Here is a 26,339-nt window from a genome sequence, read left to right as displayed (position 1 = left end):
TAAGTAGGCAAATTACATAATTACCTTCTGCAAAAAATCTTTACTAGATATGGTTTTAAAATATTTAAAGACAAACCTTAGATATTATGCAAATATTGGAAAATTAAAAAACATAATCGTGATTATAAATATTTGAAAAACATATGTTTTAATGGTAATATTATCTTATCATTATAATACTGAGGTGTTAGTTATGGATTTTAAACAATTAGAAACCTTTGTGGCTGTAGTAAAACTTAAAAGTTTTTCAAAAGCTGCTGAAAATCTCTTCATCACTCAGCCAACAGTGAGTAATCATATTTTAAACCTGGAAAAGGAATTGAATACTATTTTAATAAATAGAACTAATAAAAATATTACTCTAACTACTGCTGGTACATTGCTCTATAAATACGCTATTGATATTCTTAATAAACGTGATAACGCAGTTTTTTCTTTAAATCAATTTAAAGGTAAAATAGAAGGGATTTTAGAAATTTCTTCAAGCACTATACCTGAACAATACTATCTTCCACTACTTTTAAAAAAATTTAGTGCTCTTTATCCAGATGTTAAATATGATCTTAAAAAATATGATACAAGCCAGGTGATTGACAAAATATTATCAGGCGAAATTGATTTTGGCATTGTTGGAGCAAAAAAAGATTGTTGTCAATTGGTGTATATTGAAATTATGAATGATAATATTATCTTTGTCTCTCAGAATAAAGGTAAGTTTTCTAATATCGATTCTATAACTATTAATGAACTATCTAAATTTCCTATTATTATGCGAGAAAAAGGATCAGGTACTAGGAATGTTGTAGAAAATTCTCTTAAGAAGCATAATTTATCTACCGATGATCTAAATGTAATAGCTACTATAGAAAATACTGAAACAATAAAAGAATGTGTAAAGCAGGGATTAGGTTTTACATTTATTTCAGATAAAGCTATTACATATGACATTGAAAATAAATTTATAAAGAATATAAATATAGATGGTTTAGAATTTAAAAGAAAATTTTACTTTGTTTATCATAAAAGTAGAGCTCTTTCACCTTTAGCAGAAACCTTTAAAAAATTTGTTTTGAAATTTAAAAAGAACCAAGCGAATCCCACTATTTAATATGCAGTGGGATTTGTTTAGTTCATGAAAGATTGGATTAAAAATTTCAATATATTGCTATGAAAATCTTAACACTATTTAAGCATCTTTGAAGAAAGCTTTGTACCCTTTAAAGGTCATATAAAAATCAACTTTACTGATTATCTCAAAGGGAGCATGCATGCTAAGAACTGGCGTTCCACAATCTATTACCTCAGCTCCATAATTGGCTAATATAAAGGCAATAGTTCCCCCTCCTCCTTGATCTACTTTTCCTAATTCTCCAGATTGCCAAGATACATTATTATTATTAAATACTTTTCTAACTTTAGAAATGAATTCGGCATTAGCATCATTGCAGCCTGATTTTCCTCTAGATCCAGTATATTTAATTATTGTAACTCCTTTACCTATATATGCTGAATTCCTCTTATCAGAAACATCAGGAAAATTTGGATCAAAGCCAGCAGCAACATCTCCAGACAAAACCTTAGTTGAAGCAAATGATCTTCTTAAAAGTATTTCATTATAACCCTTGTTTTGTAACCCAATGAGCTCAGCTATCATATTTTGAAAAAACATTGATTCCATACCAGTATTACCCTGGCTTCCAACTTCCTCTTTATCAGCAAAAAATGCCACACAGGTCTTTTTAGGATTTTCTATATCCAAAATTGCTTTTAGAGATGCAAATGAGCATACTCTATCGTCGTGACCATATCCACCTAATAAACTTTCATCAAATCCTACATTTTTTGTCTTCCCAGCTGGTACAGCTTCAATCTCTGCAGATATAAAATCGTCTTCTTCAATACCATACTTGTAATTTAATATCTTCATTACATGAAATTTAACTTTTTCTTTTATATCTTTGTCCCCTAGAGGTATATTTCCTACAATTATATTTAAACCTTCTCCAGTTATCCCTTCTTTAAGGTTTTTCTCAATTTGATCCTTTGCCAAATGTGGAAGTAAATCCGTTATAAAAAAAACAGGGTCATTATCATCTTCACCAATAATTATATTAACCTTCTCACCATTCTTTTTATATATAACGCCATGTAATGCAAGAGGTAAAGATACCCATTGATATTTTTTTATTCCACCATAATAATGGGTTTTTAATAAAGCCAAACCTCCATCTTCATATAAAGGAAATGGTTTTAAATCAAGTCTTGGTGAATCTATATGTGTTCCTACTACATTCATACCAGTCTCAATTTTATCCTTACCTACTACTAATACCATAGCTGATTTTCCTTTATTATTTGCATAAATTTTCATGCCTGGCTTTATTTCTTCACTATTTTTGATAATCTCCTGCAAATTTTTAAATCCTTTTAACTCTACAGCTTTAATTATCTGTTCAACACATTCCCTTTCGGTTTTTCCATTATCTAAGAAGTTTTTATATTCGTCAGAAAGCTCGAATACATGTTTCTTTTCTTCTTCATTAATTTCTTCCCATGCACTTTTAAACTCGTGGGTTATTTTAGAATGGTTTTCTTTAAAATTTGTTTCCATAAGTTTACCTCCAATATAAATTTATTTTTATATATAATTTTTTCATAATTCAATAATATTTTTTATATAAAAAAAAGTCAATAGAATTTATGGGTTTTTATAAATTATATGGATTTTTTATAGTAGAACTTACTTTATAGATTTTAAAAAATAGATTCTTTTTCCCATTTTTCTTTTTGTTTTACAAATTCATCTTTTAATCTGTCCTAATATGTATTTTCCCCAAATTTAATACTTATATTTCTTTAAATTATTTTTACGATAAAAAAATTTAGTTTCTAGACTAAATTTTTTTAATATTATGCTTAAAAGCATAGATAGCCGCTTGTGTTCTATCGTTAACTTCTATTTTTTTAAATATATTTGACACATGGTTTTTAACTGTTTTTTCACTTATAAATAAATTTTCACCTATTTCTTTGTTATTGAGACCTTCAGCAATAAGTGTTAAAACTTCATATTCTCGTCTAGTTAATTTATTCTTCCCCTGTTCTTTACCAGTAGTTTTACCCCGATTTTTATACTCTCTAACAAATTCCGTGGCCAAACTTGGATGTATGTATGATTCTCCACCGTATACATTTCTTATTGCTCTAACTAGACTATCTGATTCTGCATCCTTTAAGACATATCCTTCTGCACCTATATTAACTGTTTCAAATAAATACTCTCTATCTTCATGTATCGTAAGCATGATGACCTTTGTATCAATACCCATATCCTTTATTCTTCTTAATGCTTGTATACCATTCATATGAGGCATATTTATATCCATTAGTATTACATGAGGCTTAAGCTTAAGGCACTTTTCCAATGCTTCTTCACCATCACCTGCTAAACCAACAACTTCTATATCACTCTCTATTTCTAATATTTGCTTTAGTCCCTGCCTCATAAGAGAATGATCATCAACTATTAAAATTCTTATTTTATTGTTACACATATTGCTCCTCCTCTTCACACAGCGGTATTGATACATTTATTTTAGTACCTTTGTCTTTTTTGCTTTCAATATCTATTTTCCCCCTTAAAAGATCTACTCTTTCCTTTATGCTGTAAAGACCAAAACCATTTTTATCATCTAATGAGTTAACCTTTTCATTAACATCAAATCCTATTCCATCGTCTACTATCTTTATATAAATCTTATCCATCCCAATATCTAGTTTAATCAAAACAATATTAGCCTTTGCATGCTTTTTTATATTATTAAGAGCCTCTTGGATTATTCTAAATATTGTAAGCTGAATAATGGATTCCTTTATATGACTCTCACCATTTACAACAAAATCAACTTTTACATTAGTCTCCTTTTTAAAGTTTATAACTAATCGTTGGATGGTTGGTATAAGACCTAAATCATCTAAAGACATAGGCATAAGATCATAAATAATTTTTCTAATATCCTTTAAACTATTCCTAACAATCTCTTTTAAAAGCCGCAACTCATTTTTAGCTCTTTCTTTATCCATATCAAGTAATTTATCGCATAGTTCTGCCTTCAAAACTATATTCGCCATAGTCTGAGCTGGTCCATCATGGATTTCCTTTGAAACCCTTTGCCTTTCTTCCTCTTGAGCTTTGATAATCTTTATTCCAAGAAATTGTCTTTGTTGCATATCTTCTAGCTGTTCAAAAACTCCCTTGAGGTTGCCGCTAAGATAACCTAAGGCTACCCCAACCTTTGAAGTCAAGGATTCAGCCTTTAATACAACCTCTTTAGATCTTTTATATCTCATTTCAAGATTATTTCTTTGTTTAATCAATTCCTTTTCTTCATGTCTTTTTAAAGTAAGTCTAACCTGAAGGTCATTTGCCACTTCATATGCTTCTTTAATATCTGCTTCAGAAAATTTGTTAAAATTTCTACTAACAACTAATAATCTTTGCCTGCTATTTATTTCTAATCTTTCTAGTTTTTCACACGCTTCAATTGTCTTTAATACTTTATTCTTCAATTCTAAAAGTTCATCTTCAATTTCTTTACATTCATTTCTAGCTTTTTCAGAAATATCGAATATTTCTTTTTTACCGGATTCAATGGCATGAATGGTTTTTTCCACTATTTCATTAAGATTCTTTATATCTACATTTTTGGACATTAATACACCTCGTAAAATATGTTAAAATTATGCTTATTATATTATTATATCGAATTTTGTCTCTTTATTAAATAGTATTATGCTTCTATTTTTACAAAAAGAAAATGTGAATATGGTATTCACATAGATAATATTCATATAACTTTATAATCACAAATTTTCCATTTTTCATCCTTCTTGATTAAGTTCATCCTATAATCCAGCTTTTCTTTATAATTCTCTTCAAATCCTTCCATAAGCCACTCAACTTTAATATCAATGATAATTTCTTTTTCATTTATTCTAATATTACTTATATCTAGAACATCAACTTTTAATATTCTTTCCATACTTGTATGTTTGTTTTTAATTTCACTAAATGCTTCCATATCATAAGTTAATAAGGGTTCCTCAACAATTTCCTTAAGCTCTTTGTTTATATCCACTAGATTTGACTTTGGAGAAAATAGTTGATTCCACAGATTAGAGCGTTTGTTTAATAAACTGTTTACATCTTTTTTTAGCTCTACTCTTTTTTCTTCTCCTATAGATTGTCCAGCATCTTCTACTGCAAAAATCATATTCTTATTAATTATCAAAGTAATTAAAATTAAAAAAAACAACAGCACCTTTTTCATCATTCGCACCTCTCTCGATATATTGTGTTACTGATATGATTATACACCATATATTGTGCGAATCATGGGTTATACTGTTGTCAACATGAATTTTTTTATCAACATTTAATTATATATTATTCCATATCTCCTAATTTTTCTTTTTCTTCATCCGTTAAGATTTTTTCCAAATCCAATAATATTATAATTTTTTCTCCTACTTTTCCAACACCTGTAATATATTGTCTCTCAACTCCAGCAATTATTTCAGGAGCCACATCAATCTCATCATCCTTTATTCTAAGCACCTGTGAAGCTTCATCGACAACAAACCCAACATTCTTGTCATTTATATTAATTACTATTATTCTAGTATCAGAGTTGACATTACCAAGGGAAATTTTAAATCTCTTTTTTAAATTTATTATTGGTATAATCTCTCCTCTCAGGTTAATTATACCATCAACAAAATACGGAGCATTGGGAACCTTAGTACTTTCTTTGAATTCACTTATTTCCTTTACCTTCATAATATCTACACCATATTCTTCAGTTTCTAATTTGAAAATCACATATTGTTTCTCAGACACTAATCTTCCCCCTTTATTATAAATATGCAATTAAGAAGTTAATTTAATTGTTTCTAATTTTCAAATTTGATACAATCAAGCTGCTTCTTAAAGTTTTGTCGAAATTTTCTTAAATATTCTTCCCTTAATTTTTTTTGTTCCTGTTTCTCTAAGTCATTCAATCCCTCTGTTTTTGATTTCTTTGCAAGATAGTTTATTCTGTCCAGTTTATCCTTTGATAACATTTACTACCACTCCATATATAATTTTATATTATTTATATTATATTATCACTTCAAATACTTACATGTCAATTATTTTAAAGTTATGGAATTTTAACACTCTATTATAAATAATTTATTATACTCCTTTTCTATTTTATTCTTCCATCGTTTCTAAATCAATTACAAATGTTATATTCCTATACTATATAATTATTCTTTATTATTAATTGTTTCCCTTCACGATTTTATAATTTATTGTATATCATCAAAGTTTTTTAATAGTATAATTTTTTATCCTCCTAAATCAATAAATGCTCAAAATCATTCCTAATGATTCTGAGCATTTATTTTATTTATATATTGATTCCTATAGTCGAATTTTTTTAGCAGATAGTATATTATCAATTTTTTTCACTTTATTCAGTGTCTCTATTGATACTTCATTATCAACATTTAAAATCATCAACGCTTCTTCGCCTACAAATAACCTTCCTACCTGCATTAAAGCAATATTAATCTTCTCAGTTCCTAAAAGAGTTCCAATTTTACCTATAACACCTGGAAGATCTCTATTTTGTATAAATATCATATGCTCTGTAGGAGTTACATCCACTTCATAACCAAGAATTTCTACAAGCCTGCCTTCCTTTTTAGTTGACAAATTCCCTGCCATAGTAAATACAATTTCTTTCCCTTTAATTTTAACCTTTACTAAATCATTGTATCCATTATAGTTTTCATTTAATTTTCTCTCATTTACAATTATTCCTCTTCTTTTAGCAGTCAATTTTGCATTTACATAATTAACTCTGTCTTTTATTATTGTTTCTAATAATCCCTTTAAAAATGCAACAGTAATCATTTCTACATCCTGATTAGCTAAGTCTCCATAATAATCTATTTCTATCATATCTATAGGTGATGTATAAAGTTGATAATATATTTTCCCCAATTTTTCCATTAAATCAAGGTATGGCTTTATATTTTTAAGATCATCTCTATTTAATGTTGGTAAATTTATTGCATTTGGAACAACTTCTCCTTCTAAAGCGGATAATACTTGTTTTGCTATGGTTGTTCCTACATTTTCCTGAGCCTCAACTGTACTTGCACCAATATGTGGGGTAACAACAGTATTTTGAATTTCAAAAAGTGGATTATTATTTGCTGGTTCCTCTTCATGTACATCTAATCCAGCGCTTACCACCTTACCACTATTAAGTCCTTTTAAGAGTGATTTTTCATCAATTATTCCACCTCTAGCAACATTAACAATTCTTGCACCTGGTTTCATTTGATTAATGGCCTCTTCTCCAATCATTCCAATTGTTTCTGTAGTTTTTGGCGTGTGTAAGGTTATAAAATCTGACTCCTTTAATAATTCCTCTAATGTTTCTTTTTTTTCTGCTCTAAATCTTTTAAATCTATCATCAGCAATATATGGGTCGTAGGCGATTATATTCATATCAAAAGCTGCCATTCTAGCGGCCACTAATCCCCCTATTCTTCCAAGTCCCACAATCCCTAATGTCTTACCATAAAGCTCTGAACCTATGAAACGCTTTCTATCCCATTTGCCAGATTTAAGATAGCTGTTGGCCTGTGAAATATTTCTGGCTGTGGCCAATAGTAGCCCTATAGTGAGCTCACAGGCTGAAATAGTGTTGCTATCAGGGGTATTTGCAACTACTACTCCTTTTTTGGTTGCTTCATCAATATCTATATTATCTATACCATTCCCGGCTCTTCCAACTACCTTAAGTTTCTTTGCTTTAGAAAGCAATTCTTTGTTCACTTTAGTACTACTTCTAATTACAAGACCATCATAGCTTTCAATTATTTTTAATAGTTCTTGTCTAGGTAGGTTAAACTTAACATCAACATCTACTTTTTCTTGTAACAATTCAATGCATTTTTCATCTACTCTTTCCGTAACAATTACTTTTTTCCTCTCATTCATGTTGCCACTCTCCCTTTTATTAGTTTAAATACTTTTTTATAAACGCAAAATATAAAATATATATGGTATTGATTGAAATAATTGCATAATTTAAATTTGGAACAATTGCATAATTTATATAGTAGTCCTTTAGAAATTTAAAAACTAGATATATTAGGTAGTTTTTGCAAAAGGTAATTATGCAATTTCCTCAATTATTAAAAATAAAAATCTCCGTTCTTGACTTATAGTCAAGGACGAAGATTAAAATCTACGTGGTGCCACCTTATTTTACTACATATAATATAGAATATAAAACAATTATATGCAGTCTTGAATTATTTAACGGTAATAACCCGGTATAGGTTTTTTACCCCTATACAGCTTAGGGTCGGATTCAATAATTCTCACTATCGATTTTCACCAACCATCGACTCTCTGAACGAAATATAGAAAATAAACTGTTATTACAACAAAACTTTCTTATATTTCTCAGCTCGAATTTATTTACTACTACCCTTCAAAGCAATTATATATAAACAATTCTAAACTAAGATTTAGAATTGTTTATTATTATATTTTTAATTTTCATATTATTATAATAGCTATGAACATAAAAATCAACACTTTAAGGTTTATTTTTATGTAAAAATTTGTTTATATATTCATACGCTTCTATTTTTCTATACTTTCCACCTTCAAAATGCTTGCAACTTTTTCCACAAATTCATATGAACTAACTACCTTCAAAGTATTATCTAGCACTTCCTTTTCAATATCATGGGTAATAAAAACAAGGGGAACACTTTTTTCATCTCTACCATTTTGCACCACTGAATCTAAGCTAATTCCATATTCTCCAAAGGTCATAGCTATCTTGCCCAATACACCTGGCTTATCTATCACTTGTAATCGAATATAATATTGACTTTTGCCAATGCCCCTTACTTCCATATTATTATCTAATCTATCACTTTTCTTGCTATTTCTTATATTATTATTAATTGATTTTGTTACTGACATAATATCAGATAAAACTGCACTTCCAGTTGGCAGAGATCCTGCTCCTTTTCCATACAATAAAACCTCTCCAACTGCATTTCCTCTAACAAACAAAGCATTAAACTCATTATTTATAGCTGCCAGCGGATGTTCATTAGGTACTAATGAAGGATAGACATATATTCCAACTGAATCATTAAAGCGTTTAGTAGCAGCCAATAGTTTTATCTTATATCCTAATTTTGAAGCATATTTGATATCATTTTTATCTATTTTTGTTATTCCTTCTCTTTCTATAATATTAGGTTGTACACTTATTCCATAGGCAATTGATGTTAAAATAGAAATCTTAAATGCTGCATCTTCACCTTCAATATCCGATGTAGGATCTGCTTCTGCATATCCATTATCCTGAGCCAATTTAAGTGCCTCATCAAAGCTCATATTATAATTGGTCATTTGAGTTAAAATATAGTTTGTCGTCCCATTTATTATTCCGATAATTTCTTCAATCTTGTTTGCTGCAAGGCTATCCATCAATGTATTAATAATTGGTATACCCCCACCTACACTAGCCTCATATTTTATAAATACTCCCTTTTGTTTAGCTAAGTCTTCAAGTTCTTTACCGTGGGTAGCCATTAATGCTTTATTGGCTGTTACTATATGTTTTCCCTTCATAATAGCTTGCTTAATATAATCAAAAGCCGGATGAATGCCTCCCATTAATTCCACAACAATTTTAATGCTTTCATCATTTAATATATCATCATAATTATCTGTTAATAGCTCACTAGGAATAAAGATAGCTCTATCTTTATTTATTGCTCTTACTAGAATCCTTTGAATTTCAATATCATTATCTAAATATTTATTAATCTCCTTCTTATTCTCTTGTATAATCTTATATACTCCAGCTCCTACTGTTCCCATTCCTAAAATCCCTATCTTCATATTTGTCTATTATCCTCCTAACTCATAGCTATTATATTTAACATATTCACTCCACTTGAATTTCTTAGTCTATCCATCAAAACTTCAAAATCAATGGATAAATTTGAAATATCAAAGGTTATGGTCACATTAGCTATATTATTTATTGGTATATTTTGATTTATAGTTAATATATTTCCATTCTTTTTAGCAATTCCATTTATAATATCTGATAATACACCTGTTTCATGTTCCAGAAGAAGAGAAATTGTTACCATTTTCCCTAAGTTTCCTTCTGATAAGGGAAATACATAATCTTTATATTTGTAAAATGTACTTCTACTTATTTCTACATTTTTAACAGCATCGGTTATTCCTTTTACTTTCCCCCTCCTTATCAGATCCTTTGCCCTTAAAACTTTTTCAAATACATCAGGTAATATTTCATTATCAATTACTATATATTTACTTTTCATATAAACCCTCCATGTGTTCATACCAAATACATTTGTTTTTATATTGTGGACTTAGCCATTATTATAACATAATATGATTATGTATACAATATATTTTTAGTAAAGCAAACTACAAGAGAATAAATCTATAAAAGACACATATAGTGTCTTTATTTATTTTTTCTTGAATACTTTATTTTTCTTAGATACTTTTCTTTTATTCCTTATACTTCTATTTTGTTTATTTTTCTTATTTTGCCTATTGTCAGGTCTTATTAAACATTTAGGACCATAACCTATTAAGTCTTCCCTTCCTTCAAGAATTAAAGCTCTTTTTACTAAATCATAATTTCTGGGATTTTTATACTGAAGTAATGCTCTTTGCATTGCTTTTTCAAGTTTGCTTTTAGGAATATACACTGGTTTCATTGTTCTTGGATCTAATGTAGTATAATACATACATGTAGATAAGGTTCCCGGTGTAGGATAAAAATCTTGTACCTGCTCTGGATAGTGATTTACACTTCTCAAATACTCAGCTAATTCTATAGCTGATTTTAAAGTGCTTCCAGGATGACTTGACATAAGATAGGGTATAATATATTGTTCTTTATTTAATTCTTTATTAATTTTTTCAAATTTACTTACAAATTCTTCATACACCTTTCTTTTAGGTTTTCCCATTAACTTTAAAACTTCATTTGAAATATGCTCTGGAGCCACCTTTAACTGCCCACTAACATGGTGCTTACAAAGCTCTTTAAAGAACTCTTCATTTTTATCGGCCATAATATAATCATATCTAAGTCCAGATCTTATGAAAACCTTCTTTACATCGGGGAGTTTCCTAAGTTTTCTTAAAAGCTCTAAATAATCTTTATGATCAACCTTAAGATTTTTACATGGGTTTGGAAATAGACACTGTTTGTCTTTGCACAATCCTTTTGTATATTGTTTTTCACATGCTGCATGTCTAAAATTTGCTGTTGGGCCTCCAACATCATTTATATATCCTTTGAAATCCTTGTCTTCAGTTATTTTTCTTGCTTCGTTAATTATAGATTCATGACTTCTGCTTCTTACTATTCTTCCTTGATGAAATGCCAATGAACAAAATGAACAGTTTCCAAAACATCCTCTTTCACTGATTATACTATGCTTTACTTCTGAAATAGCAGGAACTCCACCATATTTTTCATAGGAGGAATGATAATTTCTTTGATAAGGCAATGAATAAACTCTATCTAACTGTACCCTCGATAACGGCATTGCTGGCGGATTTTGTACCAAGAACCTGTTCTTATGCTTTTGTACCAGCATTTTACCTGTAACAGGGTCTTGTTCCTCATACTGAATTTTAAAAGCCTTCGCAAAATCCTTTCTATTATACTCTACCTCTTCAAAAGACGGTATAGCTTTATAATCATATAACTCTTCTAATTCTTCTACTATGAAGCAGGTCCCCGGTATATGTCTAATATATTGAATATCAAGTCCATTATTTAGATTATTGGCAATTTCAGTTATTTGTCCTTCACCCATCCCATAAACTAATAAATCCGCATTGCTATCAATTAATATAGATCTTCTAACTTTATCACTCCAATAATCATAGTGAGCAAATCTTCTGAGGCTAGCTTCTACCCCTCCAAGAATAATTGGTGTTTTTTTATAAGCCTGTCTAATCAAATTACAATATACTATGGTTGCCCTGTCAGGCCTAAGTCCAGTTTTTCCTCCAGGTGAAAAGGAATCTTTATCTCTTGGTCTTTTGCTTACTGTATAATGATTGACCATAGAATCCAGATTTCCAGCAGTAACTAAAAATGCCAGTCTAGGCTGCCCTAGTTTCCTTATATCATTTAAATTTTTCCAATTAGGTTGTGCTATAACACCCACTTTAAACCCCAGACTTTCTAAAGTTCTTGATATTATTGCTCCTCCAAAGCTTGGATGATCCACATAGGCATCTCCCATTACCAATATGAAATCCAGTTCATCCCATTGCCTTTTCTTCATATCTTCTTTACTTATAGGTAAATAGTCATTTATAATCATTTAATCCCCCGTTCATTTTAAAGTTCTAAGATTGTTTCACTATATAACACCAAAGTATATTTACATATACAAAAATATCTTAAAAATCACATGAATTCCCAGAACTTGAAACTTAACTTAAAACTGACTAAAGATTTCTGTTCTCAAAGAAATACAGACCTCCAAAAGGAGGCCTTATTCATTTCATTCGATTTTGAATTTGTCCATGTATATCCTCTGGTGATAATCCTTTTGCATATATCACAGTTCCTTTTGTAGAAGTATCGTGCATTCCTAAAAAATTACTATTTTGACCAGATACTACAATTGCATCAAAGGAACTAATTTTTTCTTTGTTATTCTCTAAATTTTCAACTGAATATCCTTGTTCCTCTAAATAGGATCTAACATTACTTAAAGACTTCTCTATAGCTATTCTTTTCAAAATTTCACCTCCTGGACTAAGGTATATGCAAAAACAAATTTTATTCTTAAACCTAAATTTATTATTAGTCAGAAGGAGAGAAAATATTCTCTATAGATAAGTTTACTTTATGCTTTTGCAGCTATCTCTTTCAATTAATTCATGGGGAAGAACAAAAATATTTTCTTCAATTTCTTCTCCCTTTATTTTTTTTACTATAGCTCTTATAGACACTGCCCCAATATCATACAGAGGTTGTCTTATTGTAGTTAATTTAGGCCTATATATTGAAGCAAGCTTTATATCATGAAAACCTACTACTGAAACATCCTCAGGTACTTTATAACCACTATCAATTAAGGAATTAATAGCTCCAAAAGCCATAGAATCTGCTGTTGCAAATATCGCTGTTGGCAATATGTCATCTTCAATCATTTCCTGTACAGCTTCATAAGCTAACTCTAATTTAAATTCACAATTTTTTATTAACCTCTGGTCAATTTCCAAATTATTTTCTTCCATAGCCTTTGCATATCCCTTATATTGGTCAATGCCAAAAACATAATTTTCTATCCTGCCTCTAATTAAGGCTATTTTTTTATGTCCTTTATCTATAAGATATTTTGTCATTTCATAGGCCGCCTTTTGATGGTCTATTGAAACTGAAGTAATATTAAACTCTGAAGTATCTCTATTAATCATAACAATAGGAATGTCTTCTTTATTAAAAAATTCTTTATGCTCTTCTTTAAGCTCCCATGTCATAAAAATTATGCCTTCAACTTGTTTTGATTTTAACAAGTTAAGATACCTCAATTCTTGATTAAGCTCCCCATAGGTATTACAAAGCAATATATCATAATTATACATTTTTCCAATCTCTTCTATACCATTTAAAACTTCTCCTATAAAAAAATTGGATATACTAGGTACAACAACCCCAATAAGCTGACTTTTTTTCATTACAAGACTTCTAGCAACAGGATTTGGTGTATAACCTGTTTCTTCTATAACCTTTAAAACTCTGTGTTTGATTTCATCACTAACGGGTTTTGAATCATTAATCACTCTAGAAACTGTAGAAATAGATACATTTGCTTTTTTTGCAACATCTTTAATAGTAACTGCCATAATTTTTCACCTCTTCATAAATTGTATATTTATTACATCATTGAAGCAATTACACCACTTAAGGAATTGATTAAATTAAAATTACTGAAATCAAATTCTTTTTCATTTATAGGCACTGATAAAAGTAGAATTCCTTTTTGCTCATTACTCTTAATGATTGGAATAATAATATATGAATTCCAGCTTGGAACACCTTTAAAGGTGTCAATTTGAGAAATATCATTCCAGTCTATAAAAAAATCTCCCTGTTTTTGGCCAATAAATTCTTCAATAATTTTGGGATTAAACTTAAAATCCTTCAACCATTTATTATTTGTCCTTTCTCTGGCATAAATATTCTTTATTACTTTACCTTCAATTTCAAAAATAGCTCCATATTTTGACTCAGAAATTTCTATCATATAGCCAAGGGCTTTAAATATTCTATCGGATTTAGGATAGGATTTCTTAAGAAGTTCTATTATATCTATAATTATATTAACATTTCGATAATCATTAGAAATATTACCAGTTATTATTCCTACCAATTTATCATATCTTTGTTTATTAAATCCAATATTTTCATTCCATATTGTTGTTTTATTTCTACCTGATTTTTTAGATTTATATAGAGCCTGGTCTGCTTTTTCTATAAGTTCCTCCTCACTTGCTCCATGTATTGGATAAGAAGAAATTCCAAAACTTAATGTTAAATCCATGTTATTATCCATTATTTTTGCTTCTTCAATACTTTTTCTTAATTTTTCACAAACTATAAATGCATCATTTGGATCAGTCTCTGGTAATATTATAATAAATTCTTCCCCTCCATATCGCCCTGCTAAATCTGTTTTTCTTAGATTTTTCTTTAATATCACACCTAGCTTTTCTAAAACTTCGTCTCCTTTTCTATGTCCATATAAATCATTTACATTTTTAAATTTATCAATATCACACATAATAACTGATAAATTCAATTCATTCCTTTTAGAAAACAGTAGTTCTTTCTTAAATAGATCTTCTATATGCTTTCTTAAGTACAATTTTGTTAATTCATCTATGCTTGATGTTTTCTTTAAATTATAATTCTCTATCATTATATATAATAGATTATCTAATAAACAGCATTTATTAAAGGTTTCATATGTAAAATTATTAAAAACACCCTTTGTATCCAAATAAAGATACCCTACTATTTCTTTTGAATAAACTCTATTTTCATGCTTTCTGCGATAGTTATTATTATGATAAAAATAATTATCTTTTTCTGATTTTTTAATAGGAATACAAATAAGAGATTTTATTTCACTGTGTCTTAAATCATCTTTATTAAATTGATTCTCATTAGTAACTATTATACCACGATCTTTATGATTTGCACTCCTTAATATATCTTTTATTTCTTCAGTTACTTTATGTTTTCCTAAATAAATAACTTCTTCAATATCATTATTTTCATTGGTTATGAAAACAAATCCTCTTTCTGCTAAGGAAAGATTAGCACAATATCTCATTATTAATTGAATATTATAAAGTTCATCTTTTTTCAAATTTTGAATAAGATCCTTAAGCTCAGTAATTTGACATGATAGTCCTCCTCTTGATTCTTTATATATTGATTTCATAAACTCTTTATTTTTAAAGAGTTTATTCAAATCTGAAAAATCGAAAAAGTCTTCAACCTCTATTATCTTTTGTACTTTAACCTCTTGAATAGTCTTACTGTTTTTATTATAAAGAATTTTTGACTTTAAATTTTCAATTCTTTCTTTAAGAACGTAATTGAGGTTATTATTAAATATATATTCTTCTCTAAATTCTTCAGGAATTTTATATGTCAAATTTTTTAGTATATCTAATGCTGTTACATAATTACTTAAGGCATTAAAATAATCGCTTTTCTTATAGTATTCGTCTCCTATAATCTTATATACTTTCCATTCATATATATACATTTTTTTAATTGATAAATCATTTAGTAGATTTTTATAATAATGGATTTTATTATCACAAAATAACCCTAATACAAAATCTCTTTTCAAATCAAATATTTCTGAATTAAAATTATTTATTAAATTGGCATCTAATTCAATAAAATACTTTGCTAAATCATATTTACTTTCCATTATTAATATATATATCCAATCATTCAAAAAGTATCTCACTGGCTTTGAATGAAGTTTATCAATATTACTGGATAAAAACTGTTTTATTTCATTTATATTTTTTGAATTAGTTTTGTGGAATTGTAAATTCATTCTATACATTTGAAACTCTTTAATCTTTTGTTGTAAATCAAAATCAAATTTCAATCCATTTAATTCTTTAGAGAGCTTATTATGCCATTCTTCAGCTTTGGAATAATTATATATCTGTGTAAAAAAATCAATATGAATAATATAGTAATCATAATAATAAACATCATTTCTACTGTAGTTATTAAATTCTAATTCCATCTTTTTAAGATAGTAATAGGATTTATCATACTCATATAAATTCAAATATGTATCACATAAATGAATATATAATGCAAATAATATATTTTTATCGTCGATGTCTAGACTTACATTGATAGATTCATTAAAATAATGTATAGCATCACTGTAATTATCTTCATATAAAAATGTTTCACCTATGTTAAGAAGAAATATTCCTTTATCAATTATATAATTATATTTTTCAAATAATCTCAAGGCTTTAAAGTAATATTTTCTAGCCTCTGATACTTTCTTATAAACCTTAAGATATATTACACCTATATTATTTAGTGGTCTTGTTGTTTTAATACTATTGTTTGATTTTTCGAAGAAAAAAATGCTTTGTTCATAACAATATTTTGCCTTTAACATTTTACCTTCATCATAATACAATTTTCCCTTTTCATTAAAGAACTCACCTGCATATAGGTATTTAGAATGCCTTAAACTTTTATCAATACACTCATCCAATATATCCTTAAGATTTATTTTAGTTTTTTCTGCAGCATATAATCTACACTTTACGAAAGAAGCTTCTAACTCTCCGTCAATATAATTAAGTTCCCTTGATAATATTAAAACATCCTTCAGTATTTTTCTAGTGACTTCATACTCATTTTTATAAAAATAAGTATTGGCTATTTTATTTTGTGCATCTACAAGCTCTTTTAACAACTGATTCTTAGATGCTATATTAGAGGCTTTAGAATAAGCTTTAAAAGCATCATTCAATTGACCTATCCTAAAATATATTAACCCCATTTTCATAAGAATATTAAATAAAATTTTAATATTTTTCCCCTGATCTAAAAGATATATAGCTCTATTGTAAAAAACATTAGCTTGATTATATATATGAAGCTCCTCCATTTTTTCTGCAGCCTTTATACAATATTTTACAGCTCTATCTAATTCATTACAATTTGTAAGATGATATATTAACTCTACAGTATAATCTCTACCTTCACTTATATAAAAATCCTCTAGAATATTAGATGCATGAAAGTGATAAACTTTCTTGTCATAATAATTAATATTATTATATATATTTCTTTTTAATTGTTTGTCATAATAATCATAAGAATATCCCCAGTCCTGAAAATTTTCATTAATAATTTTTAAGAATACAAGCTTTTTTAATATTTCATCTACAGTAACCTTATGAATATCTACTATTTTACTAATTATGTCCACCGATACTGGAGAATGAAAAATAGATATGACATTTAGAATTCTTCTTGAAATTGGATCAAGCAAATCTAACGACTTCAACCTAGCATCATCTATACTAGATGGTAACTCCAAATCACATATATCATCTATATCAGCTCCCCAAACCCTTTTATTATCAACAAGTATTTTTTTATCCATAAATAAACTCTTCATAATTTCTTCTACATGTCTTGGATTTCCATTGGTTTCTTCCATTATTTTAGTTGTTAACTTCAAGGGCCTATAAGCAACGCCAAGTATATTTTGTACCATTAAAGATATTTCCTCAAAATTCAATTTACTTAATTGAATAAATTTTGTTGTAATTTCTTTTTTAAATTCATTCAATAAAGCACCATTATTCACACTATCTTCATCAGTATATGTACAAATAATAGTCAGTAAAGTATCCTTTGCATTTCTAATTATATATTCCAATATATTCAAGTCATCCTTATAGGCATATTGTATATTATCAACAATTATAACTAAAGGATTCTTAAGAGTAAAATCCTTTATGAAATTATAAACTCGATTACTTATTCTTAATAACTCCTTTTCTTCTGATAAAGTCTCACTAGGCTTTACATTCCATTTCACACTAAGATCAGGTAAAATTTTTACTAATTCACTTCCATATTTTCTAATTAAATCATCATCTATTATATTATTTTTAACAATATATCTCAAAATTTTCTTACATACATATAAACTTTGATTACTTTCCTGGCTTAATTCAATAGAACAAACATTTATCTTTTTAATTTGTATTTGAAAATTTATTTCCTTTACAAATCTAGTTTTTCCTATTCCAGCTTCTCCATGGATAAATATAAAAATATTTTTTGTTCTTCCAAAGCAATTGTCCTTTATTGAATCCAAAACCAAGTCTTTTTCTTTTTTTCTATTAATAATTGGAATATTGAAATTCAGCCTTTCATAATACCCCTTATCAAAGAAATAGAAGTCTATAGATAAATACTGTTTAAGATCATTAATAACCTCTATAATACTCTTATACCTGCTAGTTGACTGAAAAGTAGTCATCCTATTAATTATTTCATCTAAACCATCAACTCTATTTTCTTTAAATATATCTCTAAAATTATTATTCTTATAGTCTAATCCACTTACAAGATAGAAAAAAACAACACCAAGAGAATAAATATCCGATGTAAAATCACCTTTTTCACCTAACCTGATTTCTGGGGCAATAAACTGGTTATTATACTTAACAATAGTATTTATATTTTTTTTCTGTTGGTATATATCCACTAAATTCATAATTTTTAAAGCATCATTACTTTTATTGCCATAGTTAATTATATTTTCAAAGTTTAATAATCTATAGCTTATACCTCTAAAATGTAAATAATTTAGAGCATAGCATAATTTTATAAATATTTCAAGGGCATTTTCCATAGATAATAATTTATAATCAATAGGTCTGCCTTCAATATATTCAGCAGTATAAAAATACTTTAAATCTACTAACTTTTTATTGTTTATTGTATCAATCACATTAAAACTTTTATTTTCTTGAATATATAAATGATTAATGGAGGCAATATATATAAATTTATTTGTTAAAAAATCTATAAATTCTTTATCATTACTCTCAGTTTCAATAGTTCTGAATAATATCTTCTTATTGTTGTTTGATAAATCAGAAGCCACATACATTTTCCCATAGTCATCCTTTTTAAATATATTTAAAAGCCTATATTTATTATTAATTATCTTCATAAGCTATGCCTCCTCAACAATAAAATCAATAAGTACATATCTTTAATTTTTTATTCTACAATTTTTCCAAAATTCCTTCATTTTAGTATTCCTTATCTTTATGTATATATTGTTATTTTTTGTCTGCTTTTAAGAGGATTTTTATATTTAATGTTGAATTAATAGTAAAGTAATTATTTTGTAATATTCTATTTATAAAATTGTAATATTTATTTTTTACTCGGAGGCTAATACTTATGAATATTCTAAAAAAAAGTAAAGATATGTTTAAAAATATATCAAAAGAAAAATTTACTTTTGTTATAATTCCCCATAGTGGGAAAAAAACTAGGCAGCTTAAGCTATATAAACCAATTGTCTATTTAATTTTAACCATATTTATATCTGCATTTATTTTCTTTATAATTTCAACTATTTATTTGTCCAGTAAAAAATCTTTTCTTGTAGAAGATTTACATACCAAAAAAGACAATATACAAAACCTAAATTCGATTATCGAACAGCAAAACATAGAAATAGACCAATTGAAAAAAACAACTCAAATTGTAAGGAATAAATTATCCCAGTTATACGAACTTGAAAATAAGATTCGAAATATGGTTGGGTTAAAAAGTAATAATAATGATAAGCATGTAGCCTCTAGATCCTTAACTGGTATACATAACATTTCAGTCAATGACCTCTATGATTTTACAGATTTAACTGATAGCAACTCAATTAATGCAATTACAAATCTAATAGAATCTGAAAAGCAAGAATATAATATTCTCATTGGGGAAGTTGAAAAGCAATTGAAGTATTTAGAATCAAAACCCAACAAATGGCCTGTTATAGGGAAAATAGCATCTAAATTTGGCTATAGAAGACATCCTATTTCAAACAGGATTGACTTCCATAAGGGTCTTGACATAGCCAACAATTCAGGAACAAATATTGTGGCAGCTGGAAAAGGTGTTGTAACATACTCTGGTTGGAATGGCGGCTATGGTAAGATGGTTATTATTGCCCACGGCTATGGTTATAAAAGTGTTTATGCCCACAATAGCAGTAATCTTGTAAAGGTTGGTGACAAGGTGGAAAAAGGACAAGTTATTGCTAAAATTGGTAGTACAGGAAATAGTACTGGCCCCCATGTTCATTTTGAGATTCGTTATAATGGAAAACAAATTGATCCAATGAAAGTTCTTGAAAATCTTAACAACTAAAATAAAACTATTGGAGGAATCAAAATGCTAAAGAAAAAAAATAATATATCTCCCCAAAACTTTGATACCTTAATTGGTAATAACGCAAACTTTGAAGGCACTTTAAAAACTAGTGGTCTATTAAGAATTGATGGTCTATTTAAGGGTGATATAGAAGTAAATGGAAACATCATAATTGGAAAAGAAGGTAAAATAGTAGGAAATGTTAAAACTGATGGTATCGAAATTTCAGGTATTGTTGAAGGAAACGTTATAGCTTCTGAACAACTTAAAATTTCTAGCAGCGGAAAATTGATTGGAGACATTGAAGTCGGCAGCTTTATTGTAGAAGAAAAAGCTATGTTTGATGGTAAATGTAAAATGAAAAATGAAAATTCTACCCAAATAAAAGATAATAAAAAAGTATCTAAAGAAAAAATCACAGCTTAAGGCGTGGAAAATGCACGCCTTTATTATTTTCACTTGATAAACTTGCATACTTAACATTGTCAATCTTAAAATACAATATGTAGACAACTTACCTGACTCTCTCTACTGCATTTTGTATTTTAAAATTCTTTACATGTATTATGCAATTTCCTCAATTATATAAACTTAAAAGACTTAACCATAAAAATCTCTTTTTTGTAGCTTGGAACATGGAAATTGTAACAAAAACGTCAAATATATCTTATAATATCGGTCTATAAGTACTTTTCCTTTCAAATCCAATATTACTTTTTTTATAATAATCTTTAATAGTTTCACACAATTTTTCAATGCCCTTCCTTATATCCGCGGGATAAACATCAGCAATACTCAATCTAAAACAATTACTGTCAATATCTTCTGGATAGAAAACTCCTCCAGGAATAAATACTATATCTCTATTGATACTCTGTGAATAAAGTTCACTTGCTGAAAATCCATTGGATAATTTTATCCAAAAGTTTATTCCTCCAAGGGGTTTAAGATAAGTAGTATCCTTTGGTAAGTTCTTTTCCAAGCTTTCTACCATTATATCGAATCTTTCTTTATATATTTTTTTCATATATGTTATATGTTTTCGCCAAATTCCCTTTCTTAAATATAAATCAAAGGCTCTTTGTATGAGACCTGAAGTTGAAATGTCTGAAGTTTGTTTAGCAATTAAAATCTGATCATTGAGATTCATTGGGACTATCAAAAAACCTAATCTTAAACCAGGCATAAATATTTTTGAAAAGCTCTTGATATATACTACATCTTCATGTTTATCCATACTTTTCAAGGTAAGATTATCGTCTGTATAAAAATTCAAATCAGTTAAATAATCATCTTCAACTATAAGTACTTTCTTTCTATTTACTAACTCTAAAAGCTCTCTTTTAGTTTCTAAACTATATGAATAACCAGTAGGATTTTGAAAATTTGGCATAGTATAAATCAATTTTGGATTATACTTATCTATGTATTTTTCTAAGATGTTAAGATCAATACCATCTTTAGTCATTGGAACTTGAACCATCTTTACTCCCCTGGACTCAAATATAGCAATCGCACCTGTATAAGTTGGTGATTCTACTATAACCGTATCTCCATGCCTTAATAAGGCTTTAGCTATTACATCGATTCCTTGCTGGGCCCCTGATATTATTTGAATATTTTCAACTGCCGTATTAATTTTATAAAAATCCAGATATTCCACAATATATTGCCTTAGTGGAAAATATCCTTTGCTTTCCTGATATCCGAATGCCATACCTTTATCTCTATCCAGAACCTCATTTAACACCTCTTTAAAATCACTGACAGGAAACAACTGGGGAGTTGGAGTCGCACTTGCAAAATTGATCATATTCTCTTTGACCTCTATTTGTCCTCTATCCATTAAGCTTATATCTTCATAGGCTTCATCTTGCAATACATTTATATTTCTTGGAGCAATATCCTTTTCAATAGAAGAAACATAGGTACCACTACCTATCCTTTTATATACGTAATTATTGCTTTCAAGAAGATTATAAGCTTTAACTACAGTTATATTATTGACACCCAATAAATCTGCAAGCTTTCTAATAGGAGGTAGCTTTTCATGGGTTTTAAGATTATTATTAATAATCAAGTTCTTAATCAAATTATATAATTGAGTATATAAGTGCTCAGGTGACTCTCTATTTAGTTTAAGCTTTTTGAACTTATCCATAATATACCACCATTTCTACATTTTTATTTGCTTAAGAAGCTTGCATAATTAATATTATTAATTCTAATTAATTCTAAAATTTTTTACATGTATTATGCAATTTCCTAGCTTCTTAAAGTTTCAAGTTTCATAGCTATAGTTCTATTATAAACTATAGCTATGAAACTTGAAACCTTAATTTAACCTGTTTATACTAGCAAATTAAATATTTTGCTTTAAATGCAATAACAATTTAATTTATCTGTCTACTACAAAAATAAAGTGTGGGAAACTCCACACTTTATTGATTATCGTATTTATCAATAAATTCTTGTAATTTTCTTGCCTGCATACCTGATTCTTCTGCAAATCTTTTGAATGTACTAGATAATTCAGCATCATCTACTTGTTTTGCAAACATCTCATAATCGCGTACATTTTCTTGAGCATCCAGTAGTTTTTTCATAATAGTATCACGAGTATTCATATTCATGGACTTAGCACCTCCTTATTCTCTTTATAGAAATTCAAGTAAAACTATTAATTTACATAAAGCCTTTTAGAATCCTTGAGTATCTTGATATATACAAATTAACTGTTTTGCTGGAATATCTATATGCACTCAATATTATTCTATCTTTATAAATTTTTTTTATGTATTAAAATACTTAAAATTAAGATATTATATTTTATCAATTGCAATTCTTTTATCATTATTACAATTTGAACATACAAATAGATGTACACATTTATCATATTCAACTTTATCTATTAATTCAGTTATATTCATGTCTAAGTATGAGCTGTAATTATCATAGTAATCTGCTATTCTACCCTTATCCTCCATTTTTTCATTACACAATCTACATTCTATATTATATTCTATTAATCCATTACATAGTGGACAAATCAGCTCCATATTTTCATCTCCTTACATGTATACTATTATTCTTCGGATCAGCTAAAAAAATTCATAAGTATATCTATTCTTTCAATATTTTATATTGTCATATTTCATCTATTTTAAGAATAATTATTATACCAATATTAAAAACTTGATGAAATGGCAAAATTGAATATGAAAAAAGGAAAGAGGGTTTATAATTGAAAAATAATTCATTTATATATAGTACAATTATATTAATAATGGCAAATTTTTTAGCAAGATTTTTAGGCTTCTTTTACAAAATTCTATTGTCACGTTTTTTAGGTTCTGAGGGAATCGGATTATACCATTTAGTTTTCCCTGTCTTTTTAGTAATTATTACTATAACTTCCTCAGGTATTCCAATTGCTGTATCTAAGATTATTGCACAAAAAATATCCCTAAATGATTATAGAGGGTGTAAGAAAACATTGTTTATAAGTTCAATATTAGGACTTACAATATCAATTATTTTATGTATTTTAACCTTTAACAATATTGAATTCATTACATCAAATATAATAAAAAGTAATAAACTTAAAAAAAGTCTATTGGTTCTTATTCCTGCTATTCCAATTGTTACTCTTTCCTCTATCTTTAGAAGCTATTACTATGGAATAAAAAAAGTTATGCCTGCGGCAAATGCTCAGATTGTAGAACAGCTTTTAAGGGTTTCATTTGTAATTAGTATTTTATATATTTTAAATCCTAATGATTTAGCTTTTTCTGTTATGATTGCCACATTAGGAATTTCAATAGGTGAAATTGGAGGCTTAATTCTTCTTGTTTCTAAATTCAAATCATATAGTATACATAATTTGAACAATAACAAATCACTTAACCTTACTAGTTCAGCTTCCCTCTTATGGAAAATAATTATTATTTCTTTACCAATAACCATATCCAAGCTAGTATCAGTAATTATGAAATCTGCTAATATGTTTCTTGTGCCTCGCAGATTACAAACTGCTGGCTATAGCTTAGAAGAATCCGTTGCAGCATTTGGAGAGGTAGTAGGAATGAGTCTTCCTCTACTATTTCTTCCTTTTATTGTTACTTCTGCCTTTGTTGTAAACCTTATTCCAAATATTTCATCAGAGAATGCTTTAAGAAAAACTAGGAATATTGAACTTAAATCCTTACTTGCTTTAAAAGTAACATTGATTATTTCAATCCCTATTACATTTATATTTTTTTTCTTTGGAGGCCCCATTTGTGGTTTTCTTTATAATAAACCTAGTGTAGGAGTATACTTAAGATATTTTTCCTTTTCTTTGATTTTTTTAAGTCTTCATCATATTATGGCAGGCATATTACACGGCCTAGGAAAACAAATTATTACGACAATTAATCATTTAATCGGTACAACAATACAATTAATCTGTATATATCATTTAGTAGCTATCCCTAAAATTGGGATACATGGGTTTATAATCGGCTTTATACTATCTTCTTTTTTAATATTCTTCTTAAATCTTACTACTTTAAAACACTTTGTGACTTTAAAGATAAAAATATTTAATGATGTACTAAAACCAATAATATCTTCACTACTCATGACATTAGCAATTTTTATATGTAATAAATATCTTGTGAATTTGGGCCTTTACGCAAATCTTGGTATTATAATTTCCATTTTAATTGGTGGTATAGTATACTTATTATGTATTATAATTACAGGGTGTATTAAATTTAAAACATTAAAATACCTTTTTTCCTTTAAATAAGACAAAAACAGTAAAAAACCCTCATTAAAAATGAAGGTTCGATAATATACCCAAGATGCCGTCACCTTGGAAATTCACACCCGGTATCAACTAGGTGGGTGTTCTATTCCATGCTTCAAACTTCCACAAAGCGAGGCCTGTTATCCACAGAGAAACCCGAACTCCCGGATGCTTATTGGTGGTTGAATTTCAAGGCTTTAACGAACATCCTAGGCTTATATTATTATATATATTATAACCTATATATATATAAAATAAAAGTGTCCATCTAAATCTTATTAATTTAAATAATAAAAATATAGTAAAAATAATGTATTATTTGTCCGAAATATATAATAGAGACAATTATATATATTATTTCAAAAATTACTTCTTTGATTTATAGTAATGCAAATGAGGTGTGAATATTATATGAAAATAACAGATATAAATAACCAAAATAATATTAATCCAATAATCAAGGATTCAAATAAAATTCAAAAAGAAATCCAAAACAATTTTTCTACAAAACTTAGTGATCTTAAGGGAGATTCCCTACAAGAAAAACTAACTATTTTATTAGATGAGATAAATACACAAGCTGAAAAAATAGAAAAAAAATTTTATTTGAATAATATCCTGAAATATAAGAAACTAGTAAAAGAATTTTTAAATTTGACAGTTAATAACTCACATAAATTTAAGAAAGAAAATTTTCTTGACAGGAGAGGAAGACATAGAATAATGTCTATGGTCAAGCTAGTTGATGAAGAATTAGAAAACTTAACAAAAGATTTCCTTAAAAATGAAAAGGACAAATTGAAAATTCTAAATAGATTAGATGAAATTAAAGGTATGTTATTGGACATTTTTATGTAATAATACCAAAGCGTGTTTGTCGCTTTGGTATTTAACTTTATTAA

At 27.8% G+C, this 26,339-nt stretch carries 21 protein-coding genes and 1 other RNA gene; 5 read left to right on the top strand and 17 right to left on the bottom strand.

What is annotated here, in order from left to right; genetic code table 11:
- The first annotated feature begins 151 nt into the window (after positions 1-151).
- Positions 152-1,108, top strand: coding sequence for a selenium metabolism-associated LysR family transcriptional regulator (locus B5X81_RS09130; protein ID WP_330397363.1), 957 nt, complete (start codon positions 152-154; stop codon positions 1,106-1,108).
- 78 nt (positions 1,109-1,186) lie between these two features.
- Here B5X81_RS09130 and B5X81_RS09125 read toward each other — a convergent pair whose 3' ends face one another.
- The 13 genes from B5X81_RS09125 to B5X81_RS09065 form a co-directional block, all read right to left on the bottom strand.
- A complete protein-coding gene (locus B5X81_RS09125) occupies positions 1,187-2,611 on the bottom strand; it encodes an aminopeptidase (RefSeq protein WP_079491134.1) in 1,425 nt (474 codons plus the stop codon).
- A 283-nt stretch (positions 2,612-2,894) separates the two neighbouring features.
- Positions 2,895-3,554: a response regulator gene (locus B5X81_RS09120; protein ID WP_079491133.1), complete on the bottom strand. Its 660-nt coding sequence runs from the start codon at positions 3,552-3,554 to the stop codon at positions 2,895-2,897.
- The gene (locus tag B5X81_RS09115) at positions 3,547-4,713 is read right to left on the bottom strand and encodes a sensor histidine kinase (RefSeq protein ID WP_079491131.1); all 1,167 of its coding nucleotides are present in this window, start codon (positions 4,711-4,713) and stop codon (positions 3,547-3,549) included. The genes B5X81_RS09120 and B5X81_RS09115 overlap by 8 nt, the downstream gene beginning before the upstream one ends.
- Before the next feature lie 134 nt (positions 4,714-4,847).
- Positions 4,848-5,330, bottom strand: coding sequence for a hypothetical protein (locus B5X81_RS09110; protein ID WP_079491130.1), 483 nt, complete (start codon positions 5,328-5,330; stop codon positions 4,848-4,850).
- A 116-nt stretch (positions 5,331-5,446) separates the two neighbouring features.
- Positions 5,447-5,899 (bottom strand): chemotaxis protein CheW, encoded by a 453-nt coding sequence (locus B5X81_RS09105; protein ID WP_079491128.1) that lies wholly within the window; start codon positions 5,897-5,899, stop codon positions 5,447-5,449.
- Positions 5,900-5,952: 53 nt separating this feature from the next.
- Complete coding sequence (locus B5X81_RS09100) at positions 5,953-6,123, bottom strand: DUF896 domain-containing protein (protein WP_079491127.1); 171 nt, start codon at positions 6,121-6,123, stop codon at positions 5,953-5,955.
- A 346-nt stretch (positions 6,124-6,469) separates the two neighbouring features.
- Positions 6,470-8,062, bottom strand: a complete 1,593-nt coding sequence (gene serA, locus B5X81_RS09095) for a phosphoglycerate dehydrogenase (RefSeq protein ID WP_079491125.1) — start codon at positions 8,060-8,062, stop codon at positions 6,470-6,472.
- 654 nt (positions 8,063-8,716) lie between these two features.
- Complete coding sequence (locus B5X81_RS09090; RefSeq protein WP_079491124.1) at positions 8,717-9,997, bottom strand: homoserine dehydrogenase; 1,281 nt, start codon at positions 9,995-9,997, stop codon at positions 8,717-8,719.
- 17 nt (positions 9,998-10,014) lie between these two features.
- Complete coding sequence (locus tag B5X81_RS09085) at positions 10,015-10,452, bottom strand: ACT domain-containing protein (protein ID WP_079491122.1); 438 nt, start codon at positions 10,450-10,452, stop codon at positions 10,015-10,017.
- Between the two features lie 153 nt (positions 10,453-10,605).
- The gene (locus tag B5X81_RS09080) at positions 10,606-12,489 is read right to left on the bottom strand and encodes a YgiQ family radical SAM protein (protein WP_079491121.1); all 1,884 of its coding nucleotides are present in this window, start codon (positions 12,487-12,489) and stop codon (positions 10,606-10,608) included.
- A gap of 178 nt (positions 12,490-12,667) precedes the next feature.
- Positions 12,668-12,913 carry a YkuS family protein gene (locus B5X81_RS09075; protein WP_079491119.1) on the bottom strand — a complete coding sequence of 82 codons (246 nt, stop codon included), beginning with the start codon at positions 12,911-12,913 and terminating at the stop codon, positions 12,668-12,670.
- 102 nt (positions 12,914-13,015) lie between these two features.
- Positions 13,016-14,023 (bottom strand): LacI family DNA-binding transcriptional regulator, encoded by a 1,008-nt coding sequence (locus B5X81_RS09070; RefSeq protein WP_079491118.1) that lies wholly within the window; start codon positions 14,021-14,023, stop codon positions 13,016-13,018.
- 32 nt (positions 14,024-14,055) lie between these two features.
- The gene (locus B5X81_RS09065; protein WP_079491116.1) at positions 14,056-19,437 is read right to left on the bottom strand and encodes a diguanylate cyclase; all 5,382 of its coding nucleotides are present in this window, start codon (positions 19,435-19,437) and stop codon (positions 14,056-14,058) included.
- A 236-nt stretch (positions 19,438-19,673) separates the two neighbouring features.
- Here B5X81_RS09065 and B5X81_RS09060 point away from each other — a divergent pair, with 236 nt between their 5' ends.
- A complete protein-coding gene (locus tag B5X81_RS09060) occupies positions 19,674-20,642 on the top strand; it encodes a M23 family metallopeptidase (protein ID WP_079491115.1) in 969 nt (322 codons plus the stop codon).
- Positions 20,643-20,666: 24 nt separating this feature from the next.
- Entirely contained in the window at positions 20,667-21,071 is a 405-nt protein-coding gene (locus B5X81_RS09055) for a bactofilin family protein (protein ID WP_079491113.1), read from the top strand.
- 241 nt (positions 21,072-21,312) lie between these two features.
- Here B5X81_RS09055 and pdxR read toward each other — a convergent pair whose 3' ends face one another.
- The 3 genes from pdxR to B5X81_RS09040 form a co-directional block, all read right to left on the bottom strand.
- Positions 21,313-22,806: a MocR-like pyridoxine biosynthesis transcription factor PdxR gene (gene pdxR / locus B5X81_RS09050; RefSeq protein ID WP_244282042.1), complete on the bottom strand. Its 1,494-nt coding sequence runs from the start codon at positions 22,804-22,806 to the stop codon at positions 21,313-21,315.
- A gap of 280 nt (positions 22,807-23,086) precedes the next feature.
- A complete protein-coding gene (locus tag B5X81_RS09045) occupies positions 23,087-23,278 on the bottom strand; it encodes a hypothetical protein (protein WP_079491110.1) in 192 nt (63 codons plus the stop codon).
- A 189-nt stretch (positions 23,279-23,467) separates the two neighbouring features.
- Positions 23,468-23,704 carry a hypothetical protein gene (locus B5X81_RS09040; RefSeq protein ID WP_079491108.1) on the bottom strand — a complete coding sequence of 79 codons (237 nt, stop codon included), beginning with the start codon at positions 23,702-23,704 and terminating at the stop codon, positions 23,468-23,470.
- A gap of 185 nt (positions 23,705-23,889) precedes the next feature.
- On the opposite strand from B5X81_RS09040, the gene B5X81_RS09035 reads away from it, so the two are divergent.
- Positions 23,890-25,437: a putative polysaccharide biosynthesis protein gene (locus B5X81_RS09035; protein ID WP_079491106.1), complete on the top strand. Its 1,548-nt coding sequence runs from the start codon at positions 23,890-23,892 to the stop codon at positions 25,435-25,437.
- 43 nt (positions 25,438-25,480) lie between these two features.
- Here B5X81_RS09035 and ssrS read toward each other — a convergent pair.
- Positions 25,481-25,656, bottom strand: a non-coding RNA gene (ssrS, locus tag B5X81_RS09030) — 6S RNA.
- A 192-nt stretch (positions 25,657-25,848) separates the two neighbouring features.
- On the opposite strand from ssrS, the gene B5X81_RS09025 reads away from it, so the two are divergent.
- On the top strand, positions 25,849-26,295 hold the full coding sequence (locus B5X81_RS09025; RefSeq protein WP_079491104.1) for a YaaR family protein: 447 nt from the start codon (positions 25,849-25,851) through the stop codon (positions 26,293-26,295).
- The last annotated feature ends 44 nt before the right edge of the window (positions 26,296-26,339 follow it).

Origin of the sequence: Maledivibacter halophilus, assembly GCF_900167445.1 — a bacterium.
Lineage (GTDB): Bacteria > Bacillota > Clostridia > Peptostreptococcales > Caminicellaceae > Maledivibacter > Maledivibacter halophilus.
This window is presented reverse-complemented; position numbering and strand designations above follow the sequence as displayed.